The 18,024-nt window shown below is 45.6% G+C and carries 15 protein-coding genes; 4 read left to right on the forward strand and 11 right to left on the reverse strand.

The window, feature by feature from the left end; all coding sequences use genetic code 11:
- Positions 1–103 precede the first annotated feature (103 nt).
- Positions 104–625 (forward strand): QueT transporter family protein, encoded by a 522-nt coding sequence (locus ACP4IT_RS06290; protein WP_011668945.1) that lies wholly within the window; start codon positions 104–106, stop codon positions 623–625.
- A 379-nt stretch (positions 626–1,004) separates the two neighbouring features.
- Here ACP4IT_RS06290 and ACP4IT_RS06295 read toward each other — a convergent pair whose 3' ends face one another.
- The 7 genes from ACP4IT_RS06295 to cls all read right to left on the reverse strand — a co-directional run bounded on the left by ACP4IT_RS06295 (position 1,005) and on the right by cls (position 10,778).
- Positions 1,005–1,139, reverse strand: a complete 135-nt coding sequence (locus ACP4IT_RS06295; RefSeq protein WP_258427179.1) for a hypothetical protein — start codon at positions 1,137–1,139, stop codon at positions 1,005–1,007.
- 187 nt (positions 1,140–1,326) lie between these two features.
- Entirely contained in the window at positions 1,327–2,034 is a 708-nt protein-coding gene (locus tag ACP4IT_RS06300; protein ID WP_107696508.1) for a hypothetical protein, read from the reverse strand.
- 313 nt (positions 2,035–2,347) lie between these two features.
- Entirely contained in the window at positions 2,348–4,168 is a 1,821-nt protein-coding gene (locus ACP4IT_RS06305; protein ID WP_011668949.1) for a DUF2207 domain-containing protein, read from the reverse strand.
- A 739-nt stretch (positions 4,169–4,907) separates the two neighbouring features.
- Positions 4,908–6,530, reverse strand: a complete 1,623-nt coding sequence (locus ACP4IT_RS06310; protein ID WP_226769739.1) for a glycoside hydrolase family 43 protein — start codon at positions 6,528–6,530, stop codon at positions 4,908–4,910.
- A gap of 19 nt (positions 6,531–6,549) precedes the next feature.
- Positions 6,550–8,025, reverse strand: a complete 1,476-nt coding sequence (locus ACP4IT_RS06315; RefSeq protein ID WP_015474590.1) for an MFS transporter — start codon at positions 8,023–8,025, stop codon at positions 6,550–6,552.
- Between the two features lie 240 nt (positions 8,026–8,265).
- Positions 8,266–9,171 (reverse strand): helix-turn-helix domain-containing protein, encoded by a 906-nt coding sequence (locus ACP4IT_RS06320; RefSeq protein ID WP_011668952.1) that lies wholly within the window; start codon positions 9,169–9,171, stop codon positions 8,266–8,268.
- Positions 9,172–9,320: 149 nt separating this feature from the next.
- On the reverse strand, positions 9,321–10,778 hold the full coding sequence (gene cls / locus ACP4IT_RS06325; RefSeq protein WP_426855322.1) for a cardiolipin synthase: 1,458 nt from the start codon (positions 10,776–10,778) through the stop codon (positions 9,321–9,323).
- A 115-nt stretch (positions 10,779–10,893) separates the two neighbouring features.
- Here cls and ACP4IT_RS06330 point away from each other — a divergent pair, with 115 nt between their 5' ends.
- Positions 10,894–11,049: a hypothetical protein gene (locus ACP4IT_RS06330; protein ID WP_011668954.1), complete on the forward strand. Its 156-nt coding sequence runs from the start codon at positions 10,894–10,896 to the stop codon at positions 11,047–11,049.
- A gap of 63 nt (positions 11,050–11,112) precedes the next feature.
- Here the strand turns inward: ACP4IT_RS06330 and ACP4IT_RS06335 are convergent, their stop codons facing one another.
- Complete coding sequence (locus tag ACP4IT_RS06335; RefSeq protein WP_114684483.1) at positions 11,113–11,940, reverse strand: DNA/RNA non-specific endonuclease; 828 nt, start codon at positions 11,938–11,940, stop codon at positions 11,113–11,115.
- A 241-nt stretch (positions 11,941–12,181) separates the two neighbouring features.
- Here ACP4IT_RS06335 and ACP4IT_RS06340 point away from each other — a divergent pair, with 241 nt between their 5' ends.
- The gene (locus ACP4IT_RS06340) at positions 12,182–12,721 is read left to right on the forward strand and encodes a hypothetical protein (protein ID WP_011668956.1); all 540 of its coding nucleotides are present in this window, start codon (positions 12,182–12,184) and stop codon (positions 12,719–12,721) included.
- Between the two features lie 685 nt (positions 12,722–13,406).
- On the opposite strand, the gene ACP4IT_RS06345 is transcribed toward ACP4IT_RS06340, so the two are convergent.
- Positions 13,407–14,609 (reverse strand): MucBP domain-containing protein, encoded by a 1,203-nt coding sequence (locus tag ACP4IT_RS06345; RefSeq protein WP_011668958.1) that lies wholly within the window; start codon positions 14,607–14,609, stop codon positions 13,407–13,409.
- Between the two features lie 196 nt (positions 14,610–14,805).
- On the opposite strand from ACP4IT_RS06345, the gene ACP4IT_RS06350 reads away from it, so the two are divergent.
- Complete coding sequence (locus ACP4IT_RS06350; protein ID WP_011668959.1) at positions 14,806–15,111, forward strand: hypothetical protein; 306 nt, start codon at positions 14,806–14,808, stop codon at positions 15,109–15,111.
- Between the two features lie 548 nt (positions 15,112–15,659).
- Here the strand turns inward: ACP4IT_RS06350 and ACP4IT_RS06355 are convergent.
- Positions 15,660–16,304, reverse strand: a complete 645-nt coding sequence (locus tag ACP4IT_RS06355) for an HAD family hydrolase (protein ID WP_011668960.1) — start codon at positions 16,302–16,304, stop codon at positions 15,660–15,662.
- A gap of 212 nt (positions 16,305–16,516) precedes the next feature.
- Positions 16,517–17,848, reverse strand: coding sequence for a C1 family peptidase (locus ACP4IT_RS06360; protein WP_041815775.1), 1,332 nt, complete (start codon positions 17,846–17,848; stop codon positions 16,517–16,519).
- Positions 17,849–18,024: the final 176 nt, after the last annotated feature.

Consider the following 18,024-nt stretch of genomic DNA (forward strand, 5'->3'; position numbering starts at 1 on the left):
CCGATTGTAATGTTTCCCGTGGAACATTTTGCTAAAATCCCGGTTTTGCGGTACGCTTACTAAGGTTTAAAAACTGAATAATTAGCAAAGGAAGGAATTTCTCGTGAATTCTAAGAAACGTGTTTCGGGAGTCAGCGACACCCGCAGTATGGTGCTCGCGGCTCTCATAGCTGCACTCTACGTCGTGCTAACGACGGTCTTGTCAGCCCTGAGCTTTGGTCCCTTTCAGATCCGTCTGTCGGAAATGTTTAATCACTTGGTGGTCTTCAACAAGCGCTACATTGCCGCGGTCACACTGGGGGTTTTCATTGCCAATATTATTGCCTCACCATTTGGCTTTTTGGATATTGCCACTGGGACCATTCAAACGCTGCTGGCATTACTGGTCATGTATTGGCTCAGTAAATTCGTCCACAATCGCATCGCCCAAATGGCCATTAATACGGTGGTCGCGGTCTTCTTCATGTGTATGATTGCCTGGGAGATTGCTATTGTTTCCAAGACTGCCTTTTGGCCAACATTCTGGGCCAACTGGTTATCCATCGGTTGGGGAGAACTGGTCAGCATGATCTTTGGGGGCGTTGTGATTTATCTGTTGAGTTTGAAGATTGATTTTACAAAATAATGGGTTAGTGTTTGGAAGCTCTGTAAAGCCGGATTGGTTTTATGGGGCCTTTTTAACTGATAATGTCCATTCCACAGGATTAATGAGATTTAAATGTCGTTAATCTAATTTGTTTTTAATATTATATTGAATTTATTATTTTCGATTGCTATATTTATCAGAGGGGGTGCATGATTATTCTAAAAGATTGGAACTTTTGGCTTTCATTATTGTTCATTATTAACTTTATTTCGTTACCGTCTGATCCATTTCTAGGTGCTTTTTGGTTCTGGCACTTATTTTTAGGCGTAGTCGGTATTGTCTGGCTTGGGTCACTTATTATTCATAAAAAACGAACTTAGCCGTATTCTCTGTCGCATACCAAAAGATGGACTACTTCTTAATTGAGGTAGTCCTTTTGCATATACAAAAATTGGCAGGCCACTTCGCCGCCTTGATCGCGGTCATGAGTCATGTTGGTAAAGCTGAGTGCAAAACCAAAGCTATTCGCTTCGTTACCGCCCGACTTAATCATCAAGGTATCACTTTACCTCAGCCCGTTATTTCTGCCGCTGTAGAAAAAGCCTTTAGCTATACAAACATTTAGTTACCGGCGATCAACGTTTAGGCTTATAAATCCCCAAATAGTTGGTTAAAATAATATATTTCATAAAAAAGTAAGAACGTTTCCTTTCGGACAACGTTCCTACTACATAATCCTTTTAATCCAAACCCCAGTCAGCAAAACCAGAAAAATATGGTTTGGTGTTAATCGTGAAATTAGTCCAAGATGCGGCCGTATCATACGTATCATCAATTGGTGTGTAATTTTGATATTGCCTACCAAGTTGTTTGATGGTCAGTCGATAGTGATGGGGACCAATCTTCTTATCGGAAAAACTCTTTAATGGTCGTGCATAGTCAATTTTATAAGCGGTTCCCGTTTTCACCAGTTTCGTCACCTTAACACTATCTGTGGGCTTCAACTTAGCAAAGTCACTATCCACATCTGCATTCATCCACTTATCGTTAATTTTAGTCATTCGAGCCTGACTGTACGTCTGAATATAATTATCCAGTGTGACGAACAGTGCTGAAGAATAAGTCGGCTGATTTATATGAGTTGATGACATAACGAAACCCGTTCCCTGCCGCAACAATTGCGTTCGAATCGGTGCTCGTAGCGTCTTTACTGGTGTAAAGTTAGCGGTGGTGTAACGGATAAACTTCTTCATATAAACCACTTTATTTATTTTTGCATAGTGAATATCGCCCAATGTGACGGCCACATATGTTTTAAAATGGGGATATTTCCCGCGTATGTTCATCGCACTAATTGACAACAATTTATTTTTCTTAATATAAATCGGCTTGTATCCCGATTTTGTTTTTTCTCGAGCACCAATATCCATTGCATGCTTCGTCCGCACATAGCTTACCGATTCCGGAAGCTCCCTGACCTTGGCCGCCGCTGGGGCAGTTAATCCACTACCTCAGCCAACAAGTGCAACGAAAACTACCAATCCCCATTGATATACTTTCTTCATAATAGATACCCCTTATAAATAATTACTTTACGTTGATTTCCTTTGCTTATTCCACTATTAGCAAGTCTAGCACTTAAAAGTTGCCCATAATAGGTACTGGTCACTATCTAATTGACGACGCATTCATATTATCGGCTCTACACCAAAAGACCCGGCAGCCACATCCCCTGGCCACCCGGTCTTCTTTCCAAACTATTTAAAAGGCTCCGCCACCGGAACCGCCACCAAAGCCACCCGAACTACCGCCGGAGAAGCCGCCGGAACCGCCCGATGGTGAGCTAAAGTTAGCCGACGTATCAATTGCTCCCGCAATACTCGTTTGGACCATGTCGCCCAACGACAAATTGAACGCGCCCGGATAGTAAAGGGGATAAGCGACCAAAGCCCCGGCCACGACATCCTTCCCAAAGTCGATCGCCAGTTTGTCAGCCACCTGTTTGGCGAGGCCAAATGCTGCGGCATACGGTAATATTTGCTCCCATAATATGAGGTCACCAATCTTAGCCGTATTGAAATGACCAATGTCCTTCAACATCCGCCGGAAGCCGCCAATCTCATTTATCAAGACCAATCCTTCCGCAGTATTACGATCAACTTGCCGCCGCTGACGCGAAATATAGGTCCAACTACCAAACAAAACAACGAGTCCTAGTCCGGCGCTTAGTTTAAAGACCAACGGGTCGACCAACGCCGACACACCGATCCAAGCGGCAATTACAAATGTGAGTCCCCACGCAATCCCTAGCAAGCGTTGGCGGATGGCGATATTGTCCCCATCTTGGTAGACCTCTGCTGCTTCATCAACCTGATTTTGCCACTCCTTAAACCAGTGGCTGACTCGACTCCCTTTATCTTTTTTCGCAAATTGTTTTAAATCACGCAACGTAAAGCTATCCAGGGAGCCTAATCGTTCAAACGCCCGTTGGAGAAAAATGTTGGTCACTGTACCCGTTTTGGTCAAACGCACGGTGTCATGTTTCTTCTCTCGAACCGGTTCTAACTTAATCTCATGCCGACTGGCTGCCATCATCAATTCACCACTTAATGCATCCGTGTCTGGCGAACGAAAATTCAGTAATGCCACAGCCACGGCCGGTGCCACGCCTGGGACATCAAAAAAGTGGTCGACTGGAATCGGATGCGGGTACCGATTAGCCGGGTGATGTCGCATCCAATGGTAGCTTCCCGCTAACAAGGCCACTAGGCCCACCGTCAATGCTGCGTACCCCCCTACGACTAGCCAGCGTTGTTGCTGGCGCTTAGCATTGGCGTCTGCCGCTAATTTCGCTTCTTGCTTTTGCGCAGCTGCTCGCCGTTTTTGTGTGCAAGTATTGGGATTAGCCGCTGTTACCTGCGTTGGAAACAGCAGATGACTTTCCACAAACGTATTGGCCGGATTTTCTGGTATTGTCATCACCACACGTCCCGTCTTCGACTGAACTGCCGTGTGTCCAGTCAATGGGCCATGCGTCCACGCCTGCAACTGCTTAACCGGCTGAGTCGGCAGTTGAATGGTCAGGCGGACATTATGTAACGGCTCATCCCAACCTGCACCAATTAATTTCCAATTCAATTCCGCCGTATCCGCATAATTCGTCACGACCCCGGTCAAATGAAAGCGGTAAGTAACCTGTAAGCGATCACCCGCGGACACCGCCCGATAAACTTTAACCTTTAGCCGTTGGTTACTTTGGCTGACCTGATACCGACTGTCGCCGCTATCAACAGCTCTTGCCGGCCGCATTCCTCCATCATTCAAACGCGTGCTAACGCCGGTTAGTCGCCCACCCTGAATGCCGCGTAAGTCTTGCACATTATAAACACCATGATAATCATCATCAAAGTGATAGGTCATGGTCTCCGTCACATTGGCATCCCCACGACGCGTCACGTCTACATTCATTCGAAACGGTTTAATCGTGTAGCTCGCTGCCGCATTGATCGTGGTCATTTGACATCCACCAATCAACGCCAGAATTAAACCCAGTAACCACCAAACTCCCTGTCGGTACCGCATAAGCACCCCTCCTCCAATCCTATTAGGTTTAAGTGTAGCATACCCACGAAAGACGACCAATGATTACCGATAAGAAACCATTGTATCCCCTAACCAAGTCACTACTAACGCGATTACTGACCCCTTCAGTTGCAATTTAACAAGGACTCCATTAACATAATACTCACAGAGGAAGCTCTGTGGTATTTGCGCTCTAACCAATCCCGCAAATGATAATAGCCGCCATCGCGTTTCAACGTCGCGATGGCGGCTTTTTTAGTCATCAGTACGCTTGATACCCCTTGTTAGATGCCATACTCCCCCTATTTATTGCATTTAACCTTCCCGGTTGCCCATTAGTTTTCTATTAGTATTGGGAAGCTAACACGGCAGATTGTTTATTCGCCGTCCAATCTGACCATAAAAAAAAGGCTCACAGCAATGCCTGCAAGTCCTCCAGATATAAGCTTATTCTGTTAATCAGGCCAACCCTATCCAACCGAAAAACGGCCTCAATCCGGATAGGTACCCACTGACCTGATCAGTTCACTCATCATACACCCCAACATTAGTTGCGTCAGCAAAAATGCTCACGGGAAAATTACTTACTGCGTCATGCTCACGCGTAATTGGTTTCCATTGAAAACACAACGCAAAAAAGGCAAGAAGAAAATCCTCAAAAATCGAGAACTTTCTTCCTGCCTTTCGGTGAAACTGAGTTATGTTACCAAAACCGATAGATTAACTTACTCGTTGCGCTTTAATCTGGCAGTTCTTGATAATCAAAGTAATCAAAGGTGGCAACGCGCTTGTAACCAGCATAGTCAGCGGCCATCAAGCCCACGAACGCCCCCGTGAAGAAGCCGCCGTAGTTTTGCAAGACGTAGTCATCTGATAAGGTTGCAGCATCCAGCTCAACCGGTACCGTTTCCCAGTTTTGACCATCAAATGAGTATTCGTACGTATAGGATTGCTTACGAACCTTCGTTCTGAACCAAACGTAGTCCGTCCCATCAGGAATCTTAATCGCATCATCTTTCAAGTAAGACGTGTAATTATTGTTATCATTTTGGGCAACTTCAATGACATGGCCCTTCTTTTCATCCCACGTAATGAAAATCCAAGAATAGTGCTTGTCATTGTAGATGTTGGCTAACCCTGCCATCTGTTGATACGTGAATGGGTCAAATTTGACCTTAGTCTCTGCATCAAAGTTGAAGGCTTGCCAGCGCCGTGCAATCAGGGAAACATCAAAGTTACTGGACATTGTTTGTTGCCCAATCAGCTTCAACTCGCCGTTGCCCACAGAACCCATTTGAGCGGTAAAGGGTTGCCGCAACGTATTCCAGTTCAAATCTAGTGTTGGTTGGTCAAAGTCATCGTGTTGTGAATGGTCCTTCGGCGCCGTCGTTTCGATAGCATCCTTAGGGGCGTCAACTTCGACTTGACCGCCGTGGCCACCAACGACACGAGGCCAGCCAGCGTCATCCCATTCCACCTTTTGGATCGACGTTTCCCGACCCAACGTACTCCAACCACGAGGATCGTGACTGGATTCGTTGGTGTGGTTCCATGGCCGCGAGACCAAAGACGCGTAGTACCATTCGCCACTTGGTGTACTGGTTAATGCCCCGTGACCTTGCTTTTGTAAGTAAAAATCAGGGGTATCCATATTGGTAATGAATGGGCCATCTGGTTCACTTTCAAAGGACAATTCATCCAGTGTCTTAGAACGAGCGACGACTTCTTGGTGGGTAAATACGGTCCCACCTTCAGCAGCGAACAGGTAGTAGTACCCATTGATCTGATACAAATGTGGGCCTTCAACCAATTTCACATCAGTCCCATTGTAGATGTTGCGCGCCGTTTCTGGCTTCAACTGCATGGTAGCTGTATCAAATTCCGTCAAGGTAATCCCATTGAATGGGTGGTGATATTCACGGTGATCCCAGGTTTGTTGAACCAAATACTTACGGCCATTTTCGTCATGGAAGAGTGAGGCATCAAAACCAACGCCGTTCACCGCAATGGGATCAGTCCATGGGCCACGAATATCCGTGGCAGTGGTCAGGTAGTTGGTCATGTCCTTGAACGGTCCTTCGGTAATCTTGACATCGGTGTAGATCAGCCAAAACTTACCATCGGCATAGCTCAAATCAGGGGCCCAAATCCCGCCAGATGCAGGATTACCCTTCATATCAAGTAAAGTCGTCGTGGACAGTGGTGATGGCAATAAATTCCAGTGGACCAAGTCCTTGGATTCATGTAACCGCACACCAGGGAACCATTCAAAGGTTGAATTGGCAATATAGTACGTATCACCCACCCGAATCATACTTGGATCAGCGTTAAAACCGGGTAAAACTGGATTTTGAATCTTCATAAGAGAATCTTCCTTTCATCTAAACTTGATTGGCTTTCCGTTCTGCTGTCAATTCTTCGTTCATCTTATTAACATCACTATCCGTTAAGGTGTAACGACTCATGACCCACATCGCGACAAAGGCCAAAATAATGGGTAGCCAAATCATCGACCATTGAATACCGGCTAAGGCGCCCGCACTTTGAGTCGTCTTGGTACCATCAAACTTGAAGAAGGCATTGATGTACCCTGGAATAATTCCCCCAAGAGCTAAACCAATCTTGAAGAACAGACCCATGATGGCGTTAATAATACCGGCAACCCGCTTCTTAGAGTGGTATTCACCGTAAGACACAACTTCTGGAACCAGTGACCACATGTAACCGGTCGCTGCCGTAATCCCCCATTGCATCAAGAACCGACCAATGTAACCTAAGGCAACGCTGTTCTTAAAGGCTGGGAATGACCAAACCCAAAGAACTAACGTCCCGATGATGAATAATGTCAGGAAGGCGTAGAAGAATTGACGTTTCCCAATCTTCTTCCGCACGATTGGCCACAAGAAGACCAGGAAGATACCCGGAATGGACCCGATCAAGTTGATTGAAGCCACCCATTCGGAGTGCCCGATGTTATATTGCATGTAGAAAGGCCAAACGGTGTTACCAAAGAACATGAAAGTAAAGCCGATCAGGAAGAACAATCCTAAAATTTGTAGGGGTTTGTTTTGTTTAAATTCAACCCACAGGTCTGCATACTTAACTGCAGAGGATTCCTTTTCGGTCGGTAAGACCCGTTCCTTAATCCCAAAGTAAGTGCACATCAACATGATAAAACCAATGATCATGTAGATGGCCATCACCATGAAGTAGGCACCACCCGATTTTGGTGAGGTGTAATCCCCTAAATTCATGTGAATACCGAAGAAACCAATATCCTTGGATTGGGGATTTGGTGAAGCCAATTGCACGAACAGTGGCAGGAATGTATAAACCAACAAGTTCCCAATATTGGCTTCGGTCATCCGAACCGTCGTCAAAGTTGAAATTTCATCGTTGTCCCGGGTCAGTGAAGCATTCAAGGCCCCGTAAGGAATGTTAACGAATGAATAAATCAGCGCCGTTGCGAGATAGGCAATAAAAGCATAGAAGACATTGCCCCGAACCGCATCAATTGGTAAGAATAACAGCGCCGCCATGATCGTCAATGGAATCCCACCGTAGATCAAGTATGGGCGATACTTACCACGCTTAAATCCATGCTTGTCGACGAAAGCGCCGACCCATGGATCCCAGAAAACGTTAACCCACCGGACCACCAAGAAGATGGTGGCACCGACCGCGGCAGAAATACCATAAACCGTGGTTAAGTAGAATAAGAGCATGGAACCAACCGTCCCAAAGATCAAGTTTTGGGCAAGATCTCCGGCACCGTAACTAATTCGCTCGCGCCAAGACAGCTTAGCAAATTCATCATTTGCAGCTGGTTGGGCAGTAGCCTGTGTGTTTGAGGCCATTTGCGAGAACCCCTTTCAGAAGTATAATCTTATTAAGTATCAGTGCAGTTGCACAATGATCCGGCCGAATCATTGTCAATAAAAATCGGTTAGCTAACTATACTTTAGATTGTATCCGCTTTCACAATAGCTGACCATCTTCGTTCATGACTGTTTTTAGTTAAATTCTGACCTTTAAGGCAAATAAAAACCCCGAAAAATCAACGTTTTCCGGGGTGATTGGTTGTTTTCTAACCAAAATTATTCAAAATAACCACTTTCCTTAACCGTCCGCACGCGACGTTTTTGCTTCAACTGGCGTTGATATTTACTAGGCGTGATGCCGGACCACTTCTTAAATTGCTTACTAAAGTTTGAAGTACTGCTGGCACCCATCAAATCTGCAATGTCCTCGATAGAATACTCTGGTGAACCCAGTAATCGCTTCGCCTTGTTGTATTTTTGATTTTCAATATAGTGGAGCGGCGTGACGCCATAAACCTTTTTAAATGTGCGATGACCATAGCCGCTACTGACACCGACCTTTCGACAAATATCGGTAAAGGAGAAGACCGGAACGTGCTTTTTCTCAATCGCCTTCTTGATTAATGTCGCAATCATCCGGCCCGTCTTGGCCTCACTTTCCGTATACTTCTGTCCTTTCTCCTGGACGTGGGCTTTCAAATTTTCAGTCAAGGCAAAGAAAAATTCCAAGACCGCAATTTCAATCTTCAAGTTGGCTTGTTCCTTGGTTAACTGATGATCCGCACTATAGGTCACCACTTTGGTAGCGACTTTTACAGCTGCTTGTGCAATCGACTGATCGGCCGGAATGACGGCGTTCACCATACTACTCAGCATTTCTGATTTTAATTCCAAACTCTCAATATTGAAATGAAAACAGATATATGTCATTTCTTCAGTATCACTAGAATTCTTGTTCGTGTGGAGGGTGCCCGGTGAAATAATCATGGCATCCCCGGGTCCATAGGTGTATGTCGCCAGGTTTTTAATTTCCGTTGTCTGGTGTCCGGCTGTCACACACATGAGTTCAAACGCTTGGTGCTTTTGTTCAAAGAATTGCCAACCACCAGGCACCGTCCGCTGGTGCCCCCCAAATAAATATAAGCTGGAATCAACGACTGGAATCGGAACAAAGGGCTTCATCATGGGCCTCCTTTACACGACGATGTGCCATGAAAACGGTTTAATTTCTCTACTGTCATTATACCCAATTAGTTGTCGAAAGCAACCAACCTCAATGCTCGCTGTACACAAAAAAGCAGACCACCTTACTAGGTCGTCTGCTAGAAATACTATAAAATAGGGGACAACAATCTTGACGCCGTTTGTTTAAACTTCAAGTACGCCGACTGCTGCTTGAATTTCTCTGGTGTTATTAATTCACTGTGCCGCATGTCTTCCTCAAAAATTTCTTCGAGTTGTGTGGCTAACTGAGGATCATAGATGAACGCGTTAATTTCGAAGTTCAGTTTGAAGCTCCGATAATCCATGTTCGCCGAGCCCACAGAAGCAATCCGACCATCAACTACCATTGTCTTGGCGTGGATAAAGCCATTGTGGTAGAAGTAAATCTTCACACCATCATCTGCCAGTTGCCGAGCATAGTATTGCGTTGCCCGATAGACAAAGGCGTGGTCTGGCTTATCCGGAATCATAATACGGACGTCAATGCCAGCCATCGCCGCAATCCGCAGCGAATCTAGCACACTATCATCGGGGATTAGGTACGGTGTTTGAATCCACAGACGTTTTTCCGCCGTTTGGATGAGCCGCATATACCCCATCTTAATCTGCTGCAAATCGGAGTCGGGACCGCTCGACACAATTTGTAAACTGGTTTCCCCCTTCACCTTAGTGAGTGGGAAGTATTTGTGTTCAATCTGATCGTCCTTAAAGGGATGATCACGATCTGTGGCGTTCCAGTCCAACATGAAGCGGGCCTGCAAAGCAAAGACACCGGAACCCACAATCCGCAAATGCGTATCACGCCAATAGCCGAATTTGGCCTTACGCCCCAGGTACTGGTCACCGATATTAAAGCCACCGACATACCCTACTTGACCATCAATCGTGACAATCTTACGGTGATCGCGGAAGTTCAGCCGGAAATCAATCACTGCTGATCGCGTGCCCAGAAAGGCTTCCACGTGACCACCAACCGCAATTAGTGGCTTGAAAAATGACTTCCAAGTTCCCATCGAGCCCCACGGATCATAGATAACGCGGACTTCAACGCCCGCCTTGGCCTTCTTGACCAACAAATCCAAGATGTCATTACCAATATGATCGTTGTAAAAGGTGTAAAATTCAATGTGAATACTGGAATGGGCATTCTCGATATCTTCCATCATCAAATGGAATAAATCGTGTCCATCGGTAATCACTCGCACCCGGTTTTTACGGGCCAAGAAAGCATGGTCGGTCTCCATAAACATATTGACCATATTGACCACCGAGTGACTGACTTGATCCGCTGGCATAATCTGATTGCCAATCTCAGCACGCTGTTGGGACAGCCGTTCATCGAGCTGCACCGCGACCTGCCGTTGCAGTCGAAACATTCGCCCCTTCGGTAGCTTTCGCCCAATAAAGGCGTAGGCAATAAAGCCAACCACAGGTAACAAAACCAGTACGAGCATCCAAGCCCACGTCGCAGCAATATCGCGCTTCTCCCGAAAGACCGTCAAGAAGGCCAACGCCGCGTTGACCACCACGATAATTTCGAAGATTAGCATGTAATTTACGTTCACGTGTAACGTCCTCCTCAAATTCTCTGTGGTTTCATGATACGCTAAATCTTACAAATGTCTTTACTTTTTCCTAATTTTCTTAGGAAAATCCCCAAAAATTTTCAGGAGGTTCCTCATGATACATGTTATTTCACCGCTGATCGGTGGCTTACACGGCACCGGATTTTTGCGAGTCTTCCATTGGATTTTCCGTGATAATCCCGCTATCGGCATCATCTTACTAGCCGGTATTATTCTGTATAGTATTTACCGGTATATGAACCGGCGCTAATCCCACATAACAGTAAACACCCCCGCTACCTGAACGTAACGGAGGTGTTTTCATATCATGGTTTTAAAAACTGCTAGCTGGATCACCATATTGGCTGGCCCCAGTACTATAGTTAATCTTCACGCCAGCCTGAATGTTAAAAATGTAGACATTATAAGACACGCCGCTATTTTTCACCGACTGCGCCTGCATATGAACCCCACGTGCGACCAATTCATTGCCCCGAAAGACTGGTTGTACTTGATAGCGCACATAGTCATTGGGATGGCTCTTCAGGTAACTGGCTACTGGGTTCTCATACGCCGTCATGCCGGGATCATTTAGAGAACGCGTACCCGTCATGAGGTTTTTCAGATTGTTATTCTGCCCAGTCAATTGATAGCCAATCAGGTGACTCCGGTTGTAAAGATAGCCGCTTTTACCATTAACTGTGTATTCTTTATTCTTCCAACCAGTCGGATTAACGTAGAGTGGTTCTCGCTTGGCGGTCGGCATAGTGCTCTTACTCAATAATGCATTGGCCGTCGTGACCCGGTTCAAACTATCCAATTCGCCGTAAGTTGCCCAAGCCCCCTGTTTAGTCGACAATTGGGCCGTGGTAAAAGTTGGTTTATTGTGATTAACCGCCACAATCTGCGTTCCCGTGTACTTCTGGTCGGCTAACCCCTTAGTGGCCACCGACTGTTTGGGGGTGCTGGCTGACTGACTAGTTGACTGGTCATGACGCGAACTGTTGCTGCCAACTAAGCTGGTTGCGATCGTCGTAATCTTTCGCGCCGTGGGATTGCCCTGCTGACTGAGACCACCAATCACCCCAATCACAATGACGACAATCGCCGTATAGATGGATACGCGGCCGCCACTGCGGCGACCGCGATTTCGTTTACTCATGAAAAAGCTCCTCTCCCGTAATTAATCTGCTTATTCATTTTATCAAAGGAACATACGTTTGTCTCTAGTAATTCGTTGGTCATTCCCCTTTTTTCTGAGTTTGTTACCGCAACTTAACACTTTTTTAATTGAGCGGTGACCTCCCTTACCCAGTCGTCATGCTATACTATGGGGGAATAGAAGTAGGCGGTTTGTGTGGTTTCCACATAACTGTTATTATTTTCGATGAGGTGATTGAGATATGAAGAAATCCCGAATTTTTGCCACCGTGCTTAGTTTAGTCGCGGTTATGGCAATCGGCCTAGCTGGCTGCAGTCAAAAAGCTAAGTCGGGGAGCAACCAGCAAGCAAGTTTCGCTAATAAAACCACGAAAAAGTCTGATGTGAAAACGACTTTAACCAGTTCTAAACAGCTTTGGTACGTGGCCGGTTCCGTTAACGCCAAAAGTAACTCTGGTCTGGAAGCCTACAGCTTCGATTCCAATGGTAAAGCAACCGTCTACAATGTAGATAAGTACTACAAGTCCCTCAGTGCGGCCAAAAAGGCTGGTGCCTTGAATAAGAGCGGGGTCTTAAACACGACCTTCACCACAAAGGGCGACAACACCGTGATCAAGTTCAAAGGGAAGTTGTCAGATATTCCAATGACGCAGAAATTCACGGTCAAAAAGACCCTGACCGCAACCAACAAGGCTTCTAAGCTCAAGGTTGCTGGTTACCACATTGCCCGCGATGTTGATAATGACGTTACGCAAGCAACGATGGTTAAGGTAACGGATTAGATCCCAGGTTGGGTTAAACTACAATCTAACGATAATATGATTTCAGATAACCACTCTATACCAACAAATTTTGGTGTGGAGTGGTTTTTCATATGCCAAAGTTTCAGATTACCTTAAAGACCTTAACCAAAGTCAATTGTATCCTCGTTCTTAAACAATTCGGAGTAGTATATTACGTAAGCATAAGATAGTTACCAAAAATCAAAGGAGATAATCCTACATGCATCAAAAAAATATTTTTGTAATCCTTGGGTGTTGTGGAATCCCAATTATGCTTTATGCCTTGGTATGTTTAGCTGTCGCTTCTTATACGTTCCTTACAGACGGTCTCGTATCCCTGGGACTCTTTCTTTACGCACTATTAATGAGTTTACCAGTCTTCCTTTATATTTTTACTTTCTTTTATATGCGCCTAGGAAAACTAATATTTAAAACACTTTGGCTTTTTGGTGTTTTAGTGTTAGCCGTTTATATTGATTATTTTTTATTATCAGGGGAGAGGATTCAACTCCATTCATTATCTATGTTCTAGTCTATATGAGCACCAGTATGGTTATTTCTTATCTGCTTAAAAGATATGTAGATCGTCAGTAATTCAAATCACCAGTCCGAACCATCCCCACTTTAACTCAAATACGCCCTGAATTAGCCTTATGCCAATTCAGGGCGTATTTGAGTTAAGTTATTAATCCTGCCGTCGCCGTTTAACCAACCCCAAAACACTCAAAATCAAAATCACATACCCGTACACTGGTAAAGACATGCGCTGTTCGCCTGTCTGCGGTAGACGGGTAGCCCGTGAATTCGCTGTTGGCACATTTCCAATGGCAGTAAACCCTTCTGTCGTGCGACTGCCATCAGCCTTCGCCACTTGTCCGGCATCAGCCACTAGTTGCTGCCAAAACCGCGTAAACGTTGCCGCCTGCTTAATTCCCAGCCGACTCGCAACTGCGTTAGCCGAAGCTCCACGTAATTGCACTGTTTGAACCGTTGCTTTCCCACTTTGCCGATCGACGCGCACCACCTTAACTACTCGGCCGGCCTTTTCAAAAATAAAATCCGCCGGTCGCGTCTTAAAGTAGCCAAACCGATTTCCTATTGTTCTTACGGTATTTGCCGCCAAAATCATTCCTTGTCTAGCATAAATGGGCTGGAGGGTCTGCACCGCAACCTCTGATTGACCTGCAGAATCTCTAGCTAACGTCATATCAAACGGGCCATCGAAAATTTCAATATATTTTAGGCTCCCGTCAGCATATCGAACGGTGATAACATCTAGCCCCTGCTGCATTCGACTTGTAACGCGGGGAATCTGATACACAAAACGAATCGTGGTGGCACCCTTACCAAAAACTCCGGTGACTGTTTTGGGCCCTTTCAATTGAAAATCCCGGCTATCTTGAAACTCCGCCGCCGTGGCCGTATACCGCTGGCCTACACGACCAGTTAATGTGTCGCGATCCAAAACACCGCCCGTATCCATCATGTAAATGACCTTCACCGTTGCCGTCTTAGCCGTGACCTTTGCTTTCGGCTGTTGCGTAGCCACCGAGCGAGCTGTGCTGGTCTTGGTACTCGTAGTGTCAGCCGCTGGTGCCGTGGTCGAATGGGCCGCATCCGCGCTAGACTCTGATGTATCAACCGTGTTGGTTGTCGAACTGACCGTATCAATACCAGCTGCCGAGTCTCCATTTACCGCTGCACTCGTCGCTGATTGGCTCACTTGGGAGCTCGTCACCGCATTAGAGGTACTGCTGGTTGGTTCAACCGATGGCGCCGTCTCCGCGTGACCAATCAGCACCGATCCGCTAATGAAGCTGACCACCACCACTATCGCTAATAGCAAGCGGTGTCCGATGTGCCAGCGGTTATCAAGCTGTTTTTGCACATTATCTCCTCCTAAAAATAGGTAAAACCATTCATATATTTAAAGATATCCTTAACAATATTGAAAAGCAACAATTATCTACGTCTTATTTGCTAGGAAAAGCCAACACGTTTAACTTAATCTGTTTCACGTGAAACAAATGGGCTGACACCGCTATCACTTTGGGTTATGATAGGGCCAAAGGAGTGTGATGATGATGTTTAAACACAAATTAATGGCTAATGACTCGGCTGGGCAGGCCTTTAAAGCCTCGCGCGAACAATTTACTACCTTGGTTCAAGAACACCCGTGGTTGATTCCCGCTACCGTAGCCTTAGAAGTTCTACCGGCAACGGCTATGATTCATGGTTACTGGAAACTTCGGCAGTTAAAAAAACAGCTTCAAATTGAGAAGGAACATACGAAGCAACGCCAGCTTGAACGCTTTGCGCCCAATCATCGCCACGATGGTCGGCCTCAATTACTAGCCGATCACCCGCATCACCCCCATTTTAATCACTAAATGACGCCCCTCGTTGATTCAAACGAGGGGATTTTCTTAGCGAATTTTTAGCAAAATATAACATTATATATCTCTAATAAAAACTATGCGTATAAAGTAATATCTCTCAAAATTAAGACCTTAATCTTCTTAAAACTAACAAAATAATAAGTAAAACAATTAGAAATAAATAATCCAACCCCCATTTCATCCTTTAAATTCCCCATTACTCCGTATATTTAGAAAAAACTAATTCTACCTATCATTATTAAATAAATATTCTTCACAGTTTCTTCACAATTACCGGTTAGGATACAAATATACCAATAAAACCTATTAACCAACCTTTTTTCATTTTATTCAACCGATAAAATGATCGACCGACCCTAACCAAGTTGGTCATTGCCGCCCCTTAACCACGGGCGGCTTTTTCTTTTACATTCTGCTAACAATAACCGTTGGCGGTCACCGCTAAGTTACCTTAATCGATCAAAAAAGCACCTCATTGACCAATCTACTAGATTAGCTAATGAGGTGCTTTTTAACTCCAATTGCTACATTCATCGTTGTTAATCCGCTAAATTCACTAGTTCCGCCGGGGTTTGTAGCAAATACGTTGGCGATTCAGCTTTTACTGAGGTCGGATCAGCTGCACCCCACATTGCCGCAGCAGTCGCAATATGGGCATTCTTTCCCATCTGCATGTCATATTTGGCATCACCGATCATGACACTTTCGTTGGCCGCCAACTCAAAGCGCTGTAGCAAATTTAAAATACCATCTGGTGCCGGTTTGTAATGCGCCACCATATCCGAACCACTAATGGCCGTGAAGGTTGTTCCCAAACCCAGTTGCGTCAGATTTCGCTGCAACGGCACCGAGTGCTTGCTGGACACGACAAATAGATTTTCTCCTCGTTGCTTTAATGTCTTCAAGATCGTTGCCATCCCATCAAACAACGTAATTCCCAATTGCTCAGCCACTTGGTATTGGGCTCGAAAGACATCATATAAGTCTGCCAAGGTTGCTTCGTCCAAGGGTTCCTGCGCCATCTTGGCAAAGGAAACTTCGATCGGAACCCCCATATAACTCACCACGGCTTCACGACTGGGGATCGCTAAACCTTTCAGCGCATAAGCCTTTTGCGTCGCCGTCACTGCAACATCTCGCGTATCTGCCAAGGTACTATCAAAATCAAATAAAAAGTTACGCATGCCCTCACCTCATTGGATTATCTTACTAGCGTCCTCTTTATTCTACACGGCAACGGCACACCATTTCCAGTCCGATGAGTCTGAAAATGACTTTTGTCTTTGATTGGCCCCAATGTTTCATGTGAAACATTAAAAGCCCAAGACAAAAGTCCCGGGCTCATCTGTATCACTGGACATCTAACGGCGGCTAGTTGTCCGTTCATTTTTTACGTTTATGCCAAGGAATCCCAAGCCGGTAATTCGGTGGGAGTCGTGGCCAGCACCGCCTGTTGATCGGCCGTCAAATACCGCTTGTGCACCACGACTTCGTAAACGAAGTCACTGAACCACTCGTCAGTCATAACAAAGTAGCCTTTGTCCCCGTTCTTTTCACCCCAGCTATTTTCAACCTTCCAGCGAGTTGGCTCGTCATCCACCACGTTGACCCCGGTAAAGGTCATTGCGTGGGAAACTTCGGCTTCACCCAATGCCAAGCGCTGGGCTTTCGTCAAGCTCAAGTCAATCCCAAACAGATCAGCCGTTTTGTAGAGCTGACTATCTAAAAATCCTCGTTCCCGACTCATCTGTTGCAGCACATCGTTGCCAAACCAGACCGTCTCGCCATCTTTCAATTGCGCAATCGCTGCTCGCTTTAGCTCAGCTAATGGCAAATTGAGAAAGGTAATCTGCTGACCACCGACAATGTTTTCTTGACTTTCCAATCGATAACGTTGATTAAACGCCTTATCCGGTGAATTACTGATTACCACGTAGTCATCCAGATCGACATCAAAGTATTTTTCAAAGAAGCCCTGTGGGGTCAATCCAGCATCACGATGATACTGCTGGTTATCATCCTTGTATTCCAAATCAAACGTAGTTGGTGGCTCACCAAAGGAATAGGCCGCCATGCGGTAGACTTCCTTCAAGGCTTGCGCCCGTGTAGCAGCAATTTGTTCCTCACTAGCCTGATCTGCCACTAGGTCTCGTAAGACTAACGCATCCTTACGCAGCTTCAAATTAAAAGTCGCCGCAAACCCAGTTGTATCATTAGTATTGAAGGATTCTGGCATCGCACTCACTGGAACCACCCCGTATTTTTGAACGAGTGACGCGCCCATGGCCCACTGACCACCATCGCCACCAGGATTGTTGAGAATCGCGGCCACTTCACGCGAATCCACCGGTTGGTCAGCCGTGCGTAAAATCCGATCGTAAAAGATATTAGCCCGTTCAACCTTATCCCAGAAAAACAGGTAACTTTGTGAGAGTTCAAAGTCTTTCACATGATACTTTGCCGCAAATTGATGCCGAATCGTATTTAACGTTGAAAATAACCAGCAGCGTCCTGAATGCTTCTGATTAGACACCTTTCCCGTCGGTAATTCCACCGAGAAGGTCCGGTTTAAACGAACGGCTGCCTGGGGATCTTCGGAAGCTGCTAGTACCCCATTCTTAATCGTCGCACGGGCAATAACATCATGGGCGGGTTGTTGCTGTACGTCGGCCCGCAAATCTGCCGTTTCTGCGGCAGTCAGTTCATGCTGCGTTTTCAATTCTGCCATAAAAGTCCTCTTTCCCAAATTCCCATGTGTTTTCTCATAGAAATCTCATAATAAAAGTTAGATTCATTCTAGCGCTTTAGTCGGGGAAAGGCAACGCGTTTTCATTAAAAACTATTTCTACACCCAGTCGCTACTTTGACGTAGCTAAAAAGACTGAATGAATCCGATCACCCAGT

This window comes from Levilactobacillus sp. LN180102, from assembly GCF_050106635.1.
GTDB classification, from domain to species: domain Bacteria; phylum Bacillota; class Bacilli; order Lactobacillales; family Lactobacillaceae; genus Levilactobacillus; species Levilactobacillus brevis.

Bases quoted from the DNA above. Each gene is read 5' to 3' on its own strand.
- ACP4IT_RS06355 (WP_011668960.1), bottom strand. From the start codon at position 16,304: ATGCGTAACTTTTTATTTGATTTTGATAGTACCTTGGCAGATACGCGA.
- ACP4IT_RS06335 (WP_114684483.1), bottom strand. From the start codon at position 11,940: ATGAGTAAACGAAATCGCGGTCGCCGCAGTGGCGGCCGCGTATCCATC.
- ACP4IT_RS06330 (WP_011668954.1), top strand. From the start codon at position 10,894: ATGATACATGTTATTTCACCGCTGATCGGTGGCTTACACGGCACCGGA.
- ACP4IT_RS06340 (WP_011668956.1), top strand. From the start codon at position 12,182: ATGAAGAAATCCCGAATTTTTGCCACCGTGCTTAGTTTAGTCGCGGTT.
- ACP4IT_RS06320 (WP_011668952.1), bottom strand. From the start codon at position 9,171: ATGAAGCCCTTTGTTCCGATTCCAGTCGTTGATTCCAGCTTATATTTA.
- ACP4IT_RS06310 (WP_226769739.1), bottom strand. From the start codon at position 6,530: ATGAAGATTCAAAATCCAGTTTTACCCGGTTTTAACGCTGATCCAAGT.
- ACP4IT_RS06360 (WP_041815775.1), bottom strand. From the start codon at position 17,848: ATGGCAGAATTGAAAACGCAGCATGAACTGACTGCCGCAGAAACGGCA.
- ACP4IT_RS06295 (WP_258427179.1), bottom strand. From the start codon at position 1,139: ATGATTAAGTCGGGCGGTAACGAAGCGAATAGCTTTGGTTTTGCACTC.
- ACP4IT_RS06315 (WP_015474590.1), bottom strand. From the start codon at position 8,025: ATGGCCTCAAACACACAGGCTACTGCCCAACCAGCTGCAAATGATGAA.
- ACP4IT_RS06305 (WP_011668949.1), bottom strand. From the start codon at position 4,168: ATGCGGTACCGACAGGGAGTTTGGTGGTTACTGGGTTTAATTCTGGCG.
- ACP4IT_RS06350 (WP_011668959.1), top strand. From the start codon at position 14,806: ATGTTTAAACACAAATTAATGGCTAATGACTCGGCTGGGCAGGCCTTT.